17 protein-coding genes and 1 tRNA gene are annotated in these 20098 nt (G+C 35.2%); 9 read left to right on the forward strand and 9 right to left on the reverse strand.

Annotated features, from left to right (window positions below; all coding sequences use genetic code 11):
- Nucleotides 1-120: 120 nt before the first annotated feature.
- Both BMY96_RS15910 and BMY96_RS01510 read right to left on the reverse strand, forming a co-directional pair.
- Complete coding sequence (locus tag BMY96_RS15910) at nucleotides 121-270, reverse strand: hypothetical protein (protein WP_175473488.1); 150 nt, start codon at nucleotides 268-270, stop codon at nucleotides 121-123.
- A gap of 333 nt (nucleotides 271-603) precedes the next feature.
- A complete protein-coding gene (locus BMY96_RS01510; RefSeq protein ID WP_092848155.1) occupies nucleotides 604-1608 on the reverse strand; it encodes a LacI family DNA-binding transcriptional regulator in 1005 nt (334 codons plus the stop codon).
- Between the two features lie 219 nt (nucleotides 1609-1827).
- Between BMY96_RS01510 and BMY96_RS01515 the strand changes: the two genes are divergently transcribed.
- Entirely contained in the window at nucleotides 1828-4335 is a 2508-nt protein-coding gene (locus BMY96_RS01515; RefSeq protein WP_092848157.1) for a TonB-dependent receptor, read from the forward strand.
- 373 nt (nucleotides 4336-4708) lie between these two features.
- On the opposite strand, the gene BMY96_RS01520 is transcribed toward BMY96_RS01515, so the two are convergent.
- The 6 genes from BMY96_RS01520 to BMY96_RS01545 all read right to left on the reverse strand — a co-directional run bounded on the left by BMY96_RS01520 (nucleotide 4709) and on the right by BMY96_RS01545 (nucleotide 12191).
- A tRNA-Asp gene (locus BMY96_RS01520) sits at nucleotides 4709-4782 on the reverse strand.
- Nucleotides 4783-4906: 124 nt separating this feature from the next.
- Entirely contained in the window at nucleotides 4907-5836 is a 930-nt protein-coding gene (locus BMY96_RS01525) for a DUF58 domain-containing protein (RefSeq protein ID WP_092848160.1), read from the reverse strand.
- Nucleotides 5837-5961: 125 nt separating this feature from the next.
- Nucleotides 5962-6504: a ClpP family protease gene (locus BMY96_RS01530; RefSeq protein WP_175473489.1), complete on the reverse strand. Its 543-nt coding sequence runs from the start codon at nucleotides 6502-6504 to the stop codon at nucleotides 5962-5964.
- Between the two features lie 82 nt (nucleotides 6505-6586).
- On the reverse strand, nucleotides 6587-6904 hold the full coding sequence (gene trxA, locus BMY96_RS01535) for a thioredoxin (protein WP_092848165.1): 318 nt from the start codon (nucleotides 6902-6904) through the stop codon (nucleotides 6587-6589).
- 281 nt (nucleotides 6905-7185) lie between these two features.
- Nucleotides 7186-11574 carry a DNA polymerase III subunit alpha gene (gene dnaE, locus BMY96_RS01540; RefSeq protein ID WP_092848167.1) on the reverse strand — a complete coding sequence of 1463 codons (4389 nt, stop codon included), beginning with the start codon at nucleotides 11572-11574 and terminating at the stop codon, nucleotides 7186-7188.
- A 167-nt stretch (nucleotides 11575-11741) separates the two neighbouring features.
- A complete protein-coding gene (locus BMY96_RS01545; protein ID WP_092848170.1) occupies nucleotides 11742-12191 on the reverse strand; it encodes a ferritin-like domain-containing protein in 450 nt (149 codons plus the stop codon).
- A 288-nt stretch (nucleotides 12192-12479) separates the two neighbouring features.
- On the opposite strand from BMY96_RS01545, the gene BMY96_RS01550 reads away from it, so the two are divergent.
- The 3 genes from BMY96_RS01550 (at nucleotide 12480) to rimM (ending at nucleotide 14834) form a co-directional block, all read left to right on the forward strand.
- Nucleotides 12480-13547, forward strand: a complete 1068-nt coding sequence (locus tag BMY96_RS01550) for a lactonase family protein (protein ID WP_092848172.1) — start codon at nucleotides 12480-12482, stop codon at nucleotides 13545-13547.
- 96 nt (nucleotides 13548-13643) lie between these two features.
- Nucleotides 13644-14162, forward strand: a complete 519-nt coding sequence (locus BMY96_RS01555; protein WP_092848174.1) for a 30S ribosomal protein S16 — start codon at nucleotides 13644-13646, stop codon at nucleotides 14160-14162.
- Nucleotides 14163-14309: 147 nt separating this feature from the next.
- On the forward strand, nucleotides 14310-14834 hold the full coding sequence (rimM, locus tag BMY96_RS01560; RefSeq protein ID WP_092848176.1) for a ribosome maturation factor RimM: 525 nt from the start codon (nucleotides 14310-14312) through the stop codon (nucleotides 14832-14834).
- Between the two features lie 72 nt (nucleotides 14835-14906).
- Here rimM and BMY96_RS01565 read toward each other — a convergent pair whose 3' ends face one another.
- Nucleotides 14907-15362 carry a DUF2383 domain-containing protein gene (locus BMY96_RS01565; RefSeq protein WP_092848178.1) on the reverse strand — a complete coding sequence of 152 codons (456 nt, stop codon included), beginning with the start codon at nucleotides 15360-15362 and terminating at the stop codon, nucleotides 14907-14909.
- 136 nt (nucleotides 15363-15498) lie between these two features.
- Here BMY96_RS01565 and BMY96_RS01570 point away from each other — a divergent pair, with 136 nt between their 5' ends.
- The 5 genes from BMY96_RS01570 (at nucleotide 15499) to BMY96_RS01590 (ending at nucleotide 20091) form a co-directional block, all read left to right on the forward strand.
- Entirely contained in the window at nucleotides 15499-16221 is a 723-nt protein-coding gene (locus tag BMY96_RS01570; RefSeq protein WP_092848769.1) for a tRNA1(Val) (adenine(37)-N6)-methyltransferase, read from the forward strand.
- Between the two features lie 100 nt (nucleotides 16222-16321).
- On the forward strand, nucleotides 16322-17500 hold the full coding sequence (locus BMY96_RS01575; protein WP_092848181.1) for an acyl-CoA dehydrogenase family protein: 1179 nt from the start codon (nucleotides 16322-16324) through the stop codon (nucleotides 17498-17500).
- Between the two features lie 79 nt (nucleotides 17501-17579).
- Nucleotides 17580-18341, forward strand: coding sequence for an SGNH/GDSL hydrolase family protein (locus tag BMY96_RS01580; RefSeq protein WP_092848183.1), 762 nt, complete (start codon nucleotides 17580-17582; stop codon nucleotides 18339-18341).
- 49 nt (nucleotides 18342-18390) lie between these two features.
- Nucleotides 18391-19296 carry a metallophosphoesterase family protein gene (locus tag BMY96_RS01585; RefSeq protein WP_092848186.1) on the forward strand — a complete coding sequence of 302 codons (906 nt, stop codon included), beginning with the start codon at nucleotides 18391-18393 and terminating at the stop codon, nucleotides 19294-19296.
- Nucleotides 19297-20091: a DUF1853 family protein gene (locus BMY96_RS01590; RefSeq protein ID WP_092848189.1), complete on the forward strand. Its 795-nt coding sequence runs from the start codon at nucleotides 19297-19299 to the stop codon at nucleotides 20089-20091.
- Nucleotides 20092-20098 lie beyond the last annotated feature (7 nt).

Raw genomic sequence — 20098 nt, forward strand, 5'->3', positions numbered from 1 at the left:
AGTTTCATTAAGTCTATTTTCAAATGTATTTATAATTTTTCAATTTTCAACTACTAGGATTAAAGTATAAAAAAGCCCCAAATATTATATTTGAGGCTGATAATGCATTTTGATCTTGCCTTAATCTTGACCTTGACCTCCTGTATAAGGTACTGGTTGTTCTGTATTGTCACCAACTTGTAAATCATCTTCTGTTAAATCTTGTTTAGTACAAGAAGATAAAAATGTAAAAAAAAGTGCTGTAATTAAAGTAATTTTTAGGGTTTTCATATATTCAAATTTTAAGGTTATAAGATGATATTTATTAAAAAAACAGTAGTTAATAATAAAATTCTTACTAAATTTTATTAAAATACACCCGAACACGACCGATGTACTACGATTCTGAAAATAAATTTATTGAGGGAACTGACTTAAAAAGTCTATATGGATTAATTCTACTTAATTGAACTTAGGGAAATTAGGTCGCTCTATCAAGGAAGACGAAAATATGCTATGAAGTACATTTAAGCCTAATTTTTATTGAAAAAAAATGAAATATTCGATGAAATGCATTAAATTTTATCGACGAAATGCATAAAAATCCGATGTATGGGTATTTACTTACAGCGTGGAACTGTTTTTTATTAAGCTAGTTTTAATGATTTTTGTCTTTACATCGACTTCTAACCCCTTGTTTTGCATTCGATTAATAAGGAGTTCGGCAGCTTGTGCGCCTATCACTTTTGCATGCTGCCTAATAGTCGTTAATCGAGGAATTGTATGATTAGAATCCGACTTACTCGCAAAAGCTATTACAGAAATATCTTTAGGCACCTTTAAACCCAGATTAACTGCTGTATTAAGCGCTATAATTCCAGAAGAACTCTCGGCAGCTATAACGCCTTCAATATTTTTATTTTTCTTATAAAAGGATTTTATTTTTTTAGCAGTTTCGTCTTTTTTCTTAATTTTTAAAACCAAAGGCTCTAGAACTCCGGTCTCCAAAATAGCCTTATTGTAACCTCGTTCTCTTAATTTACCAACACTAATATCATTAATATTGCTTATAAAAACAATTTTGTTTCTACCCTCTGCTATTAAGCTTTTGGTAGCGTTGTACGTGGCGTCAAAATCGTCCACTATTACTTTATCGCACATAACATCATGGGCAACTCTATCGAACATAACAATAGGTAAGCCCTGTTTAATAGTGTTTTTAAAATGCTCTACCTCATTATTCATTTGCGACTCTTGCGACACAGATAATATAAAACCATCAACACTACCATTAGCCAAAAACTGCAGACTTTCTTTTTCTTTGGCTAACGACTCGTTAGATATGCATGTAATAATATTATAACCGTGTTTTGAAGCTTCTCTTTCAATACCAAAAAGCACTTTGGCCAAAAAACGATTAAGTATATTAGGAATTATAACACCAATGGTTTTAGTTTTATTATTTTTTAAACTTAAAGCAACTTTATTTGGTCTGTAGTTATACAAGTTGGCTAATTCCTTAACGCGTCTTACTGTTTCTTCACCAATTTCCTCGCTATTATTCAAAGCCTTAGAAACCGTTGATATAGATACATTTAATTCTTTTGCCAGCTGTTTTAGTGTAACCATATAATTTATTAAGATAAAATAGCAATTTACAAAATTAGTACTTGTAAACCGTTCAAGTAAAAATAAGTTTTAAATATATTCATTTTTAAAACACAACCCACATAATGCACTATACATTTTTCAATATCTGTATTAAAAATCTAATTATTAGCTTAATTTTGCAAAAGTATTACAAACATAAACAAAACCAAATTTCACTAAATTAATTTCAAAAACTTGATGCAAACAAGAATTTTTACTCTGCTATTAATTTTCTTTTTTACAACCCAATTAATACAAGCTCAAATTACAGGAAAAATTATCGATGCCGACAGCAACGAACCTTTAGAATATGCCACGGCAGCACTATATAACACCGAAGGAAATTTAATTACTGGTGTAATAACAAACACTGAAGGCATTTTTAACCTCGAGAACATAAAAGCTGGAACTTATACTATTAACGCATCTTTTATGGGATATACCTCATTAAAAACGGATGCTATAAAGGTTAACAAAAAAGGAGAAACTATAAATTTAGGTACTCTAAAATTAACTTTAGGCAGTCAATTAAACGAAGTTCTTATAAAAGCCGAACGATCTGCTGTGGTGCATAAAATTGACCGCCAAGTTTTCAATACTAAAACCTATCAAAATAGCGAAGGTGGCAACGCCGTTGATGTTATAAAAAACCTTCCATCGGTAACTGTTGATGGCCAAGGCGAAATAAGTGTTCGTGGCAGCAAAGGGTTTACAGTATTGGTTAACGGAAAACCAACCCAAGGCGATGCCAGTGCCATTTTAGCACAATTACCAGCAAATGCGCTTGAAACTATAGAACTTATTACGGCACCTTCTGCCAAATATGATCCAGAAGGTAAAGGTGGTATTTTAAATATAAAAACAAAAAAAGGCGCCATTAATGGTACTTTTGCCCAAGTAAACCTGCGCGGAGGCTTACCTTCAATTGAAGACTATGATACAAAAGTTCCTGCCCAACGTTATGGAATAGATGCTACCATAAATAAACGTACAGACAAATGGAACTTTTCTTTAGGAGCAAGTTACCAACGAAACGACAAAACAGGACGTCGAGAAGGCGAAATGTTTATTATTAACCAACCCGAAAATAAAACTACTTTTTTACCATCGGATGGCGAACGTAGTTTTGATGATATTAGCTATAACGGGCGTTTAAACTTAGATTTTACGCCTAACGAAAACAATGAATTTTCATTTGGCCTATTTGCCGGTAAACACACCAAAGAGCGTCTTGCCGATATTGTATACTACGACAATCACGCTGTTTCACCTATTGGAAGTAACAACAGACTTTACACTTTTGAATATTACAACCACAACTTAAGAGTTAGAAAAGGTGATTTTGCCTTAGGTAGTATAGACTATGCCCATACATTTACCAACGACTCTAAATTATCAACGTCCTTTTTATATGAATATACCTTTTTAGGAGGACCAACAGAAAATGATAACTTAGGACATCCTGATAACAGTATTATATATCAACAAGAATATAACACAAACGATAATCCGTTATATGGCACACGTTTTAATCTTGATTACCAATGGAAACCTTTTACTTTTGGAACTCTTGAAACAGGCTACCAATACCGCGATATAGACCATACAGGTGAGTTTGTGTATGAGCGCGATGGCATTTTAGTACCAGAATTTTCTAGCGATATAGAATTAAAAAGAAAAATACATTCGGGTTATGCACAACTAACCGCTAAAAAAGACAAATGGGATTATGCCGCTGGTGTACGCGTAGAGTCTATGGACAGAACGTATACCGAAGCCTTAAAAAGCGAAACAACACCCAATGTTTACAAATACGACTTTGTAAAATTATTTCCTTCTGCCTCCTTACAATATACTGTAAACGACAAAACAAAACTTAAAGCTGCCTACAGTAAACGAGTAGAGCGCACAACCACATTAAAAATGAATAGCTTCGCAGAGCGCGAACACTCCGAAGTTTTCGAGCAAGGCGATAACACCTTATTACCAGAATTTATAGATTTAGCCGAAGTTGGTATTACTAAAAAAATAAAAGGAGGTAACTCCATTTATGCTACCGCTTATTTTAGACACGTTGATAACGTAATAAATCGTGTAAATACTTTGGCTTACGAAGCTTCGGGAGAAGTTATTGATAGTATTATAAACCGTGTATATTCTAACGTAGGTAAAAGTAACGCTATTGGATTAGAGTTTGGAGCAACACTTAAACCAACAAAAAACTGGACCAATAATATAGGTGCAAACATTTATAATTATGCTATTGATGGAGTCTTGAATTTTAACCACAGAGATGGCGTTGAAAGAACTTACAATATAGATAGCAAATCGACTATTTACTCTCTTAATTTAAACTCTACCTATTCGTTTTGGGATAATGCTTCGGTACAGTTTACCTTCAATTATCTATCCGACAGAAACACGGCAATGGGCGAAGACTCAAGGTTTTACTCACCCAACCTAACGTTCAAAAAAACGTTTATGGACAACCGTTTATCGGCTACCTTGCAATGGCAAAATATAGACATGGGATTGCTTAACACTAACGAACAACGCATAACCACCTCTAGGTCTAATCAATTTTACACAACTACCAATTATGTTTACGAAGTTGATATGATTACTTTAAATCTATCGTACACATTTAATACCGTAAAAAATAAATCAAAATTTATAGATAGTGAATTTGGTAAGCGCGAATTTTAGTAAGTAGAAACTCGTATAAAACAAAAAAAAGAGCCTTAAATACTTATAAGACCCTCTTTTTTTTCTTGATTAATAGCACTTATTAGACACTACTGTTTTTATAAAGTCACATCTTCAAATAAAAATATCTTCGCTAATACATTTAGTTTATCGGATTGATTATTAATCTTCTAGAAAGAATGTTTTAGGTTTAAAAACTTTCCTAAAACAAAAAAGCATCCCCATCTTCTTCACAGAAAAAAGGAAAGCTTTCCATTGGAATACCAAATTACTTTGGTATAACTACATCACGCTTTTGGCGTGATCAACACAACGTCGTTATAATTACCAAAAAAAGCCCTAATTTCTCAGAGCTTTCTTTTTGCAATTTTTGCGGTCTGGACGGGACTCGAACCCGCGACCTTCGCCGTGACAGGGCGACATTCTAACCAACTGAACTACCAGACCGTTGCATTATTGCGAGTGCAAAGATAACCGCCTTTTTCAATTCCCCAAACCTTTTTTAAACTTTTTTTAAAAAAATTTTAAAAAAATTTTAAAAAAAATAGTTTCTCCTTTTTAAAAATATAGGTTATCGAAATTTTTGGCGCTCTACCATGTACGTTGTGAGGATGTTATTAAAATTTTCATTAATATCGGCCTCAACATACTTTATTTTGTATTGCGCGCATTTTAATTTTAAAGCTTCAAAATAAGCGCTTACTGCTTTGGTATAACTTTCTTTTATAGAATCGGCATACAAATTTATATACGCTCCGGTTTCAACATCTATAAAACGCTTAGGCTTATTGTCGAAATCAAAATTAAGCTCGTTTTTCTTATCAAACACATGGAAAAGCACCACTTCGTGCTTATTGTACTTTAAGTGCCTTAATGCTTCAAATAATCGTGCATCATCTTCGGTAGTTTGAAACATATCGGTAAACAAAAACACCAAAGAGCGCCTATGCATCTTTTCTGCAATTTCATGCAAATACTTATAGGTTTCGGTTTGTTTATTTAACGGCTTAGACACTACTGCCTCACTTAAATGACTCAAAAGCATTTGGTGGTGGCGTTCACTGCCCTTTTCTGGCGCATAATAGTCATATTTATCACTATAAATACTCAAACCAACAGCATCGCGTTGCCTTTTTAAAATTTGCATTAAAGAGGCCGCTGCCAAAGCCGAAAAACTAATCTTGTTTAAACTATTAATAGAAAACGTATCCAACTTCGGGTAATGCATCGAGCTGCTATTATCTAGTATAATGTGGCACCGTAAATTGGTTTCATCATCATAGCGTTTCGTGTACAACTTATCTGTTTTAGCAAATAACTTCCAGTCTATATGACGCGTACTTTCACCTTGATTATAAATTTTATGCTCTGCAAACTCCGCCGAAAACCCATGAAACGGACTTTTATGCATACCAGAAATAAAACCTTCAACCACCTGTTTTGCAAGTAGCTCAAGATTTCTAAAACCTTCTGCTTTATTAAGTTCGTTTTGTAAGTTCATATGGAAGCCCCACCTAGCCTCCCCAAACGGGGAGGAACACTCATGAGGAAAATTATTATTATAAAATCTATTAATTACTCTCATTTTCATAAGAGTAAGGGTTCCCCCATCTGGGGGCTAGGGGCTTATATCACCCCATCAACAATACCGTAAGCCACAGATTCCTCTGCACCCATCCAATGGTCGCGGTTAAAATCTTTAATTACCTTATCGTAATCTTGTCCGCAATTTTCGGCCAAAATCTTAGCACTTAATTCTTTAGTTTTTATAATTTCTTGAGCCGTAATTTCAATATCACTAGCTTGCCCACGAGCACCACCACTAGGTTGATGAATCATAACACGCGCATGCGGCTGTATAAAACGTTTTCCTTTAGCACCAACCGATAATAAAATAGACCCCATAGAAGCTGCCAACCCAGTACAAATTGTAGACACATCGCTATTTAAAGATTTTATGCAATCGTACATGGCAAAACCCGAAGTTACATAACCACCTGGGCTATTAATGTACAACTGGATATCCTTAGTCTCTAAGGCATCCAAATAAAGCAACCTATCAATTACATGTTTAGCAGATTTATCGTCCACCTGACCCCACAAAAACACTTTGCGTTCCTCAATCAATTTGCTATCAATAGCATCTTGTACTTTTATCGTTTTACTCATAATTCTTATTTAATTTGCATCTAAAATAAAAAAAAGGTTCACCATTACGGCAAACCTTTTTAAGTTTCTTTTTATTTATCTACTACAAAAGACCTTCAATGGCATCTGTATAGGCTTTTTTAGGAGCAACACCAACTTGACGACCAACAACCTCACCGTTTTGAAACACTAAAACTGTAGGTATGTTACGCACACCATATTTAGCAGCAAACTCTTGGTTAGCATCAACATCTACCTTACCAACAACAGCTTTACCTTCATATTCCTCGCTAATTTGCTCAATAATAGGTCCAACCATTCTACAAGGTCCACACCATGCAGCCCAAAAATCAACCAAAACTGGCTTGTCACTCTTTAATACTTCTTCTTCAAATGTCGCATCTGTTATTTCTAATGCCATAATATTTATATTTTAATAAGTTTTTAATTCGTTTTAATAACACAAATTTAGTCAAAAAAAAACCGAAAGCTTACAAACCACCAATTTGTTTTACCTATAACGCTATTGGCTAGCTTTATTTAATTTTATTGGGCGCATCCCAAGGGTCGGGCTTTCACTACTCGCACCTCCTACGTCGGGCGCTCAAACATGCCGTTCAATCCCTTGCGCGGGTGCAAAGCTTTAAATTACAATTTTAGTGTAATATAAAAATGAAGTTTTTAAAAACTTAATAAAAACCATTAATTTAACTTAAACTTCACATCTTGAGCCTCTAACTCGCTTATAAGTTCCTGGCAAACCTTTACTTTTTGTCGCCTGCTAGACATATTAAGCTTTATTTTTTCTCGCATATCATACACCAAAAAATTTAAGGCTTGGTTACCTGGGTGCATGTTTATTAATTCTTTTAAGGCCGTTATTTTTTGCTCATCTATATCTTTAATATTCAGCTGTATCGATAACTTTTTGGCATAATTCTCCATAACATCATGCAGCAACTGGAAACTATTAAACTGCAACCTGGGGTCGCTTTTCTTTCCTGTATCTTTATTAACCCAACCCTCTCGAATAAAAGCTTTTACAAATACAAAACTGTTTTGTAACAAAAAGTGTCTAAATTTTAAATACTCCTCACCAAACACTCTAAACTCAAAGCTATCGGTATAATCTTCAATAGTAAACATTGCCCATCCTTTACCTTGTTTACTTACACGGTGTTGCACATCGGTAACAACCCCGCCAAAAACCAACTCTCTATTTACGTAAGGCTCTAACGTATTAAACATACCTACGGTAGCATTACAAAAGGTTTTCATTTCGGTTTTAAAATCGTCCAACGGATGTCCAGAAATATAAACCCCAACAACCTCGCGCTCTTTACTAAGTTTCTCCATGGTTCCCCACTCCTCGCAAGGCGGCACTTCGGGCTCTGCAAATTGCACATTACTTTGCTCACCAAACATATCTATCTGTGCCGAATTCTCGTTCTCTTTATACTTTTGAGCAAATTTTATAGCCTTTTCTAAAAAGGTAATACCATCGCCATCATCATGAAAATACTGCGCCCGATGCACATCGCTTAAACCATCAAAACCACCAGCTAAAGCCAAATTTTCAAAAGCTCTTTTATTGGCTGCTCTTAAATCTATTCGTTTTGCAAAATCAAAAATAGATTTATAAGGTCCGCCCTCTTCTCTATTTTCTACAATAGTTATAACCGCACCATGACCAACACCTTTTATAGCACCCATACCAAAGCGTACCGCATTATCTTTATTTACCGAAAACTTGTAAAACGATTCGTTTACATCTGGTCCCAAAACATCAAGCTTCATACGTTTACATTCTTCCATAAAAAATGTAACCTGCTTAATATCGTTCATGTTATTCGATAATACAGCCGCCATATATTCGGCAGGATAGTGCGCTTTTAAATAAGCCGTTTGGTAAGCAATCCACGCATAACATGTGGAGTGCGATTTATTAAAGGCGTAACTAGCAAAGGCTTCCCAATCTTTCCAAACTTTCTCCAGAATTTTAGCATCGTGACCTTTGGCACTAGCCTGCTCGATAAATTTAGGTTTCATTTTATCAAGTACGGCAATTTGCTTTTTACCCATCGCCTTACGCAGTACATCGGCTTCACCTTTTGTAAAATCTGCTAAACTTTGCGACAGTAACATTACCTGCTCTTGGTAAACCGTAATACCGTAAGTTTCCTTTAGGTATTCCTCCATGGCTGGTAAATCGTATTCTATATCTTCATCCCCATGTTTTCTTCTAACAAAACTCGGTATATACTCCATTGGCCCTGGTCTATACAAGGCATTCATGGCAATTAAATCTTCAAAAACGGTAGGTTTTAAATCGCGAAGGTGTTTCTGCATCCCAGGAGATTCATACTGGAACACACCAACGGTTTCCCCTCTCTGGAACAGCTCATACGTCTTTTCATCGTCCAACGGAAAGGTTTCCGGGTCGAGTAAAATATCGTGCTTCGCTTTTACAATTTTAACAGTATCTTTAATTAAGGTTAGCGTTTTTAACCCTAAGAAATCCATTTTAAGCAACCCCGCATCTTCCACTACCGAGTTGTCAAACTGGGTAACATACAAATCGGAATCTTTAGCTAAAGACACCGGAACGAATTTGGTAATATCGTCTGGGGTTATAATAACACCACAGGCATGAATTCCGGTATTTCTTACCGAGCCTTCTAGTGTTCTTGCAAGATTTAAAGTTTCGGCTTGCAAATCGCTACCATCGGCAATATTTAATAGTTCGTTGATTTTCTCTAAATCTTCAGCTCTAAATTTACTTCCTAATTCCTTTTCCGAAAGCCCAAAAATCTTACCGAGCTTAGACATATTCGGTATTAATTTTGCAATCCTATCGGCATCAAACAAAGGCAAATCCAACACACGTGCGGTATCACGAATAGACGATTTTGCCGCCATGGTACCGTAAGTAATAATCTGTGCTACTTGATTGCTACCGTACTTATCAATAACGTAATCCATAACACGACTTCGGCCTTCATCATCAAAATCAATATCAATATCGGGCATACTTACACGATCCGGATTTAGGAAACGCTCAAAAAGCAAATCGTACTTTAAGGGATCTATATTGGTAATCCATAAACAATAAGCAGCTACCGATCCTGCCGCCGAACCACGCCCTGGCCCCACCGAAACATCCATTTTTCTGGCTTCCCGAATAAAATCTTCAACAATTAAGAAATACCCTGGATATCCTGTATTTTCAATAACACTTAACTCGAAATCTAAACGCTCGGTAACTTCCTCCGATAAAGGTTCTCCATACCGTTTTTTAGCGCCTTCGTACACTAAATGCTTTAAATAGGCATTTTCTCCTCGTTTGCCACCGTCTACCTCATCTTCTTTATGTTTAAATTCTTCTGGAATATCAAATGCCGGTAATAAAACATCACGAGCCAATTGGTAGCCCTCAATTTTATCGACCACCTCTTGCACATTTATAATGGCCTCAGGAACATCCTTAAACAGTTCCTTCATGGCATCGGCCGATTTAAAATAATACTCTTGGTTTGGTAACCCGTAGCGATATCCGCGTCCGCGTCCAATTGGAGTGGCCTGTTTTTCACCATCCTTAACACACAATAAAATATCGTGAGCATTGGCATCTTCTTGGTTTTGGTAATAGGTATTATTGGATGCTATAAGTTTAACATCATGTTTTTTAGCCAGTTTTATTAAGGTTGGGTTTACACGATCTTCATCATCTTGATTATGGCGCATAAGCTCCACGTATAAATCATCGCCAAATTCTTCTTTCCACCAAATAAGCGCCTCTTCCGCTTGGTTTTCACCAACGTTTAAAACTTTACTAGGTACCTCGCCGTAAAGGTTTCCTGTTAATACTATAATGTCTTCTTTATACTGCTGAATCAACTTTTTATCAATTCTTGGCAAATAGTAAAACCCATCTACAAAGGCATGCGACGATAGTTTTGCTAGGTTATGATACCCATTTTTATTTTTGGCTAGCAGTACAATTTGATAGCCGTTATCTTTTCTAGATTTATCTAAGTGATTTTCGCAAACAAAAAACTCGCAACCTATAATTGGCTTTATAGTTTTTACTTGGGTAGACTCACCATTTTCCTCTGCTTCGGCAATTTTAGCTTCAGCTACTTTATTATGCTTATTTACAGCGTTTATAAAGTGAAAAGCTCCCATCATATTAGCATGATCGGTTAAAGCTACCGCTGGCATGTTATACTTGGCTGCCGCCGCAACAATATCGGCAACTCCCATAGTAGATTGTAATACCGAAAACTGTGAATGATTGTGTAAATGCACAAAATCTACATCGGCTAAATCGGAAACATTTTGGCTAATTTCTTCCGAAGATATATCTACCTCTTGCGCCTTTTTTAAACGTGCATTAATTTTTGCACTTTCCTTTTTAAGATTGATATGCTTTAAACCAATAAGCTGAATAGTATCGGGATTTTCTTTTTTGAAATCCTCAAAATATTCAGGTTCCACATCTAGCTGTTCTTTGGTGTATTCGCCTAAACGAATTAACTCTAAAAAACAACGGGTTGTAGCTTCTACATCGGCAGTGGCGTTATGCGCTTCAGAAAAAGGTACGTTAAATAAAAACTCGTGCAACTCTGTTAAGGTAGGGAGTTTAAATTTTCCGTAGCGTCCACCAGGAATTTCACATAAATTGGCTGTATGCTCGGTACAGGTATCTAAAACAGGTAATTCTTGTAAAGGATTATCAACAGCACCACGAACAAATTCGGCACCCATAATATTTAAATCGAACTTTACATTTTGCCCTACTACAAATTTTGTTTTTCCTAAAGCGATATTAAATTTCTCTAAAACCTCTGCTAAAGAAACCCCTTGCTCTTGTGCCAACTCTGTAGAAATACCATGAATTTTTTCTGCATCATACGGAATATTAAAACCTTCTGGCTTTACTAAATAATCCTGACTCTCAATACAGTTACCCATACCATCGTGCAGTTGCCATGCAATTTGAATACACCTAGGCCAATTATCGGTATCTGTAATTGGTGCATCCCAACGTTTTGGTAATCCGGTAGTTTCGGTATCGAAAATTAAATACATAAAAACATGTTTATTTATTGATGTAACTATTCGTTTAGAGCAAAAAAACGAAGTGTATAAAAATACATAGAATTTAAACTTCCTTAAAGTGATTTTATAAAGAGTTGTAAACAAAAAAAACGGAACCCAATGGATTCCGCTCTTAACTAACCAAACTAACTATCATTTTATGATACTAACTCTTCATGTACTTTTTCTAAATTTATTGCTGCTTGAATTTCGTTGCGTTGTTTTAGCAACATAGAATCAATGGTTGGTGGCAATGTTTTTTCTTTTAAAATCTCGTTGTATTCCTCCAAACTTGCTTCCTCACCTCTAATGGCTTCTTGTAAAATAGCTTCTTCATCGTTAGAAGAAAATAGCGATTTTAAACTCATCCAGTTTCTGTGCATAGCACCTTTAAAACTACCTGAATCTTCTGGAATTTGACCGTATCTAAGAATTTCGGTTCTTAAATTTTTAGCAAATTCGCTTCGCTCGCTAGCCCTACGTTTAAAAAATATTTTTAAAGTTGGACTTTCTACATTTTCAGCAGCGTTTAGATACCCTTTTTCGGCATCATAATTTTTTACTAATAATTCATTTAATTTACTTGAAATTTCTTCTGTGTACTTCATAATATCGTTTTCATTTTAAATTTCATGTGCTTTATTTTAGTGTTCTCAAAGAACTCTTAAATTCCTTGGTTATTAATAAAATTATTAAACACAAATAAATAATTTCATTAACCATTTAATACCTTGTTTAAAGATGCATATTAGTGACATCGTTTACTCAAATATACGTCTAAACACGCCTTATGTCAAGCGATTTAACAGGCTTTGTGATGGATTTAAGAATCATTAACAATAAACCGCCGGAATTAACATAATTTATTATAATTTAGAACCATAAATTTTAACACTATGCACTTTAAACATTTGGTTTTACTATTACTCCCCTTCATTTTATTAAACTGTAAAGCAGACACCATTCCGCTGTATGTTGGCACCTATACCTCGGGTGACAGCGAAGGGATTTACAAATTTGATTTTAATACAGAAACTGGCAAACTATCTAATAGGCAATTAGCAGTCGCTGTAGAAAACCCATCATTTATTACATATTCGCCCAATAAAAAAATTATTTATGCAGTTGGCGAAGGACAGTCGAGTGCTATTACAGCTTTTAAACGTAATGACGATGGCAGTTTAACATTTATCAATTCTGAAAACAGCCAGGGCAAAGGCCCATGCCATGTAAACGTTAATGAATCTGGCAATAAAGCTGTAGTTTCAAATTATGTTGGTGGTACCGTTTCCATTCATTCTTTAAATGAAAACGGTGGTATAGAAAAAGCACCTCAAGTTTTTAATCATAATGAAGCGGGCCAAAAACCAGCTCATGCACACTCGGCACAATTTAGAAATGATGATTTATTTGTTTCCGATTTAGGAAGAAACAGATTGTATCATTACAAACTAAGCAATAACACCTATACATTAAAGTCTGAATCTATAGTTAAAATGGAAGGCAACCCAGGACCAAGGCATTTTTCTATTACCAAAGACGGCAATTTTATATACATTATAAACGAGTATGGCGGCTCTATAACTTCGGTTAAAAAAACAGATGGCGGTTTCGAGCAGATAGACCACGATTCTACTCTAGATGAAAATTATAAAGGGCCAAACAAATGCGCCGATATTCATTTATCAAAAGACGAACGTTTTTTATATGGCTCTAATCGTGGCGAAAACTCGATAGCCGTTTTTAAACGCAATGTAAATACTGGCACCATAACCAAAATTCAAAATTGTAGCGTACATGGCGATTGGCCGCGTAATTTCACTATAGATCCAACAGGGAAATTTCTACTTGTAGCTAACAAAAAAAGCAGTAATATTGCTGTTTTTAATATAGATCCTACAACAGGTAAACTATCATTTAACCAGGACTTTAAGGCTCCAGAACCTGTATGCTTATTGTTTTAAAATTCATTAAAAATAAAATACGAGTAATTAAATATTTATATTATCTTTGCGCCCTTATTAATAACCGAGGTCGAGAACCTCAAATAATTAATTATTATGCCAGTAAAAATTAGATTACAAAGACATGGTAAAAAAGGGAAACCTTTTTACTGGATCGTAGCAGCTGATGCACGTTCAAAAAGAGACGGTAAATACTTAGAGAAATTAGGTATCTACAATCCAAACACAAACCCAGCAACTGTTGAATTAAACGTTGATGGCGCTGTAACGTGGTTACAGAATGGTGCACAACCAACTAATACCGCTAAGACTTTATTGTCTTACAAAGGTGCAATGCTAAAAAATCACCTAGCTGGTGGTGTTAGAAAAGGCGCTTTAACTGAAGAGCAAGCAGAAGCTAAATTTACTGCTTGGTTAGAAGAAAAAGAAGCTAAAATTCAAGCGAAAGCTGACGGTTTATCTGATGTAGAAGCAAAAGCGAAAGCTGATGCTCTTGCAGCTGAGAAAGCTGTTAACGAAGCAAGAATTGCTGCAGCTGCTCCTGCTCCTGTTGAGGAAGAAGCAACTGAAGACGCTCCTGCTGCTGAGGCTGAAGCTTCAAACGAAGAAGAATAAAAAATCATTTTTTATACTTTTAAACTCCGATAGCAATATCGGAGTTTTTTTTGTTAAATAGTACTCGCAACAGCGGGAATCTCATTAACTTTAGAATTAAATTTGAAACCATTTCTGCACTCGCGGAAATGAAATAAATCACTTTCTATGAAAAAAGAAGATTGTTTTTATTTGGGTAAAATTGTAAAAAAGTACAGTTTTAAAGGCGAAGTATTAGCTAAGTTAGATACCGACCAACCTGATATTTATGAAAATCTAGACGCTATATTTTTGGAGTTAAGAAATAATCTTGTTCCATTTTTTATTGAAAGTTCTCAATTACATAAATCGGAATTACTGCGTATAAAATTTGAAGATGTCGATACCGAAGCAGATGCCGATTCTATTATGAAAAGTGGTTTATACCTACCATTAGATTTACTTCCAAAACTTGAAGGAAATAAATTTTATTTCCATGAGGTTATTGGTTTTACTGTAACAGATAAAAACTTTGGTGATGTAGGAATTATAAAAGCTATTAACGACTCTACGGCACAATCGCTTTTTGAAATTGACAGTGATGGTACAGAAATTTTAATACCCATGAACGATGAGTTTATAATTAAAGTAGATCGAGACACTAAAACCATTTTAGTTGAAACACCAGAAGGCCTTATAGACTTATATTTATAAACACCCCTTAACATGCAAAAAAGCAACCCTTTGGGTTGCTTTTTTTTATATCAATTATATAGAAACTTAATACTATGCAACAAGATTTTTTTCTACAATAATTGCATTTAAAGCATTTTGAATTTGTGCTTTTTGACCCTCCAATATTACTCTAGTAGAATGTGGTAAGTCCATTATACCTAACAAATCATCATACTTCCCTATTGTCAATTCTTTTAACTTGCATATTTCTACATACAAATTAACTTTATCTTCAAACAGGAACAACCGTCTAAAATTCATCCACGTAACATAAAACCCGTTTTCTAATTTCCCATCAAACTTAAGTTCCATGTTGGCATTAATATTTTCAATTTCTACTATTAAATCTTTGCCAAATTCATTACGCTCAAGCCCACGTTCTTTAAAAAAGGTTTTTAATTCGGTATCGGTAACAGCGTTTAGTGCTTCTGTATAAATTTTTTCAACCTCATAATTTAAGGTTAACAAATCGTTTAATCCTTTTAATAATTTTTCTGAGTACATCATAACTTCTAAATAAAGGTTTTTACCTCTAACTCTAAAAGAACCAATAATCGTATTTTATTTAACATAGTTTAATAAAATTTATAACACTTTAACACATTATTTCATACTATTGCCTAAAATTTTTAAAGAACCAATCATGTTAAAACCTTTTGTTTTTAAGGAATTTCAAGTAAATCATGACCAATGTGCCATGAAAATTGGTACCGATGGTGTTTTATTAGGAGCATGGACTTCGCTTAACAACCGGCCGTTTTCAGTTTTAGATATTGGAGCTGGAACTGGCGTATTAGCTTTAATGCTTGCCCAACGTAGTGATGCCGAAATTATTGATGCTATTGAAATTGACGATAGTGCCTTTGAGCAATGTGTTGACAATTTTGAGCAATCGCCTTGGGGCGACCGCCTATTTTGTTACCATGCCTCATTAGCCGATTTTACTGAAGAACTCGAAACCGAAGAAGACAAATACGATATTATTATATGCAACCCGCCTTTCTATTCTGAAGATTACAAAACCGATAATAACCAAAGAGATTTAGCCAGGTTTCAAGATGCTATGCCGTTTAATCACTTACTGGAGAGCGCCTCAAAATTACTCTCAGAAATTGGTGTGTTTTCAGTTGTAATACCTTTTAAAGAGTCCTCAAGTTTTATCCAATTAGCTTCAGAGTTCAACTTGTTTCCAAATAGAATTTTACACGTAAAAGGAAACCCTACCTCTGAAATTAAACGTGCTTTAATAGAATTTTCGTTCCGCAGTAGCGAAACCACTATAGAGTCCTTAATTATTGAAACCGACCGACACCAATACACCGAAGCTTATATCAATTTAACTAAAGATTTCTACCTAAAAATGTAACAACATCTAGAAAGATTCTTTAAATTTGAGTTGTTATATTGATTTATTGATAAAAATAAAACCTGTTTACTAATAATTCTCATTTAAACACTCTAGCATAATGAAACCCGACTTATTTGAAGCTCCTGATTATTATAATTTAGATGAATTATTAACCGAAGAACATAAGTTGGTTAGAGACGCCGCCCGCGAATGGGTAAAACGCGACGTCTCACCCATTATTGAAGACTATGCCCAAAAGGCAGAGTTCCCTAAGCAAATTATAGAAGGTTTAGCAAATATTGGTGCTTTTGGACCTTACATACCAATGGAATATGGTGGTGCAGGTTTAGACCAAATTAGTTATGGTTTAATTATGCAAGAAATTGAGCGTGGCGATTCTGGGGTGCGCTCTACAGCATCGGTACAATCATCGTTAGCTATGTATCCTATTTGGAAATATGGTAACGAAGCACAACGCAGTAAATATTTACCAAAATTAGCTAGTGGCGAATGGATGGGTTGTTTTGGGTTAACCGAACCAGATCACGGCAGTAACCCTGGAGGTATGGTTACCAATTTTAAAGATAAAGGCGACCACTACTTGCTTAATGGTGCCAAAATGTGGATTAGCAATGCGCCATTTGCACAAGTTGCTGTGGTATGGGCTAAAGACGAAAGCGGACGCATTCATGGTCTTATTGTAGAACGTGGAATGGAAGGTTTTACAACGCCAGAAACACACAACAAATGGTCGCTACGAGCATCGTCTACTGGCGAGCTTATTTTTGATAATGTAAAAGTACCTAAAGCGAATGTATTACCTAACAAATCTGGTTTAGGCGCACCGCTTGGTTGTCTAGATTCCGCACGTTTTGGTATCGCCTGGGGCGCTATTGGTGCGGCTATGGATTGCTATGACACTGCTTTGCGTTACAGCAAAGAGCGTATGCAGTTTGGTAAACCTATTGGTCAATTTCAATTGCAACAAAAAAAGCTAGCCGAAATGATTACCGAAATTACCAAAGCCCAACTCTTAGCTTGGAGACTTGGTGTAATGCGCGAAAATGGTACAGCAACCTCGGCACAAATATCTATGGCGAAACGCAATAATGTGGATATGGCTTTAAAAATTGCTCGCGATGCCAGACAAATGCTTGGTGGCATGGGTATTAGTGGCGAATATTCTATTATGCGACATATGATGAATCTAGAAAGCGTAGTAACTTACGAGGGTACTCACGATATTCATTTGCTAATTACTGGACTTGATGTAACTGGATTAAATGCCTTTAAATAGAAAGTAGTAATTCATTCACAGCAACCATGAGATAAAACCAAGTAAAACATAGTTTCGTATATTTAGTAAAAAAGCGACTATGAAACTTCAAGTATATTTTCTAACCTTTTTAATTACCACTTGTTTAAGCTGCTCTAGCGAACCTGTAAATTCGCAAGAACAAACACCACCAAAAGTTTTAACGCCTGTAGAAACCACAGAAGTTGAAGAAACAAACAATCCTGTAGGACCAGAAACTATAAAATATTTAGCTTTAGGAGATAGCTATACCATAGGCCAAAGTGTTTGCGAAACTTGTAGGTATCCTGAGATTTTAAAACGTGAAATTTTAAAAAATCTCGATTCTGTTTCTACCTTCGAGTTATCTGTTATTGCAACCACAGGATGGACAACCAATAACCTAATAAACGCCATTGCAAACCAAAATCCAAAAACAGACTTCGATGTGGTTAGCCTTTTAATTGGGGTAAATAACCAGTATCAAAATATGGCTTTTAGTGTTTATGAGTCGGAATTTCCAAAATTAGTAAATACTGCCATTGCCAAAGCTAAAGGCAATAAAGAGCATGTTATTGTAATATCCATCCCAGACTACGCTTACACGCCTTTTGGACGAGGCAACACCAACATATCTGCTAGCTTAGACCGGTACAATACATTTGCTAAAAATTATTGCGACAGCAACAACATTAGCTATGTTAACATTACAGATATAACTAGACAAGGGTTGGAAAATCCAAATTTAGTGGCTAACGATGGTTTACACCCATCGGAACTCGCCTATTCCATGTTTGTAGAGCGATTACTTCCTGTTGCCATCGAAAAATTAAAATTGGAATAATCTCTAAAAAACAGTTTCAATAGAAAGGCATTTTGTTTACATTTACTGTATGTTTTCATCCAAGAAAAGATTAGATAATGCCTATAAGAATGCTAAAATCATCGATTTTGATGATGATAGCAAGTTTATTCTGTTTAGTGATTGTCACCGAGGCGATAATAGTTTTGCCGACGATTTTGCCAATAACCGAAACATATACTTTCATGCCTTAAAGCATTATTATACCGAAGGGTTTCAATATTGCGAACTTGGAGATGGCGATGAGCTTTGGGAAAACCTATCGTTTAGTGCCATACTTAATGCGCACAAAAACGTGTATATGCTTATGAAAGAATTTCATAAAAAAGAGCGTTTACACATGATATGGGGCAATCATGATATGGTGTATAGAGACCCTAAATATGTTGAAAAACACCTATCCACCTATTTTGACCCAAAAGTAGGCGAAGATGTGGAGCTTTTTAAAAATTTAAAGTACCACGAAGGTATAGTTTTAAAGCATTGCATGACTGGACAAGAATTGTTTTTAACCCATGGTCACCAAGCCGATTGGTGGAATTTCTTATTTTGGAAATGGAGCCGTTTTATGGTTCGAGTACTTTGGAAACCACTAAATGTAATGGGTATTGCAGACCCAACAAGTCCTGCAAAAAACTACACCGAACTAATAAAGGTTGAGCGCCGCACGAAGCGCTGGATTACCGAAAACAATAATGTAATGACTATTGTTGGGCATACACACAGACCTCGCTTTCCGGAGCCTGGAGACATTGCCTTTTTTAATGATGGTAGTTGTGTGCACCCAAGAAGCATAACGGGTATTGAAATTGAAAACGGCAAAATATCACTTATTAAATGGCAAATAGATACTAACGATGATGGCGTCCTGCAAATTGTTAGAGTTTTGCTTGAAGGCCCAAGGAAATTGGCGGATTATAAAACAGCAAAAAACTAAATGCTCCAAAAAAGATATGAAGGCTTTTTAAAAACACCTTGTTTATGGAAGGAAGATGATGTTTATGGTTTACAACAATTTAAAATTGATTATATATCTGAGCAAATTGATGTTGAAATTGACGACAATTTACGTCTTGGAAAATATGTTGAGCGCTTTGTGTCGTTTGAAATTGAGCAACAGCCAGATATTTCTGTTTTAGCTGAAAACATACAGATACAAGATGGCAAAACTACTTTAGGTGAAATAGATTGTTTACTTAAAAGAAATGGAAAGCCTATCCATTTGGAGGTTATTTACAAGTTCTATTTATACGACAAATCTGTTGGCGATACGGAAATTGAACATTTTATTGGCCCGAACAGAAAGGATTCTTTAATTGAAAAGCTTACAAAATTACGAGAGAAACAACTTCCTTTACTTTATACTGATGCTTGCAAACCATATTTAGATAAATTTGATTTAAAGGCTAAAGATATTACCCAAGAAGTGTATTTTAAGGCGCAGTTATTTGTACCTTTTGCTAAACAAGATACAGCGTTAAAAACCTTGAACCCAAATTGTGTTGTTGGCTTTTACATTAACCAAAATGATTTGGAGCGGTTTGAAGATTGCAAATTCTTTATTCCTAATAAAAAAGATTGGTTGCTTGAACCACACACTTATGTAAATTGGTTAAGTTTTGATACTTTTAAAATAAATACTAAAAATTATTTTGACGAGCAATTTTCTACGTTGTGCTGGGTAAAGTTTAAAACAGGTGAACTGAAAAAACTGTTTTTGGTTTGGTGGTGATTATTGA

It is taken from the genome of Algibacter pectinivorans, assembly GCF_900112595.1.
Taxonomy (GTDB): Bacteria; Bacteroidota; Bacteroidia; order Flavobacteriales; family Flavobacteriaceae; genus Algibacter_B; species Algibacter_B pectinivorans.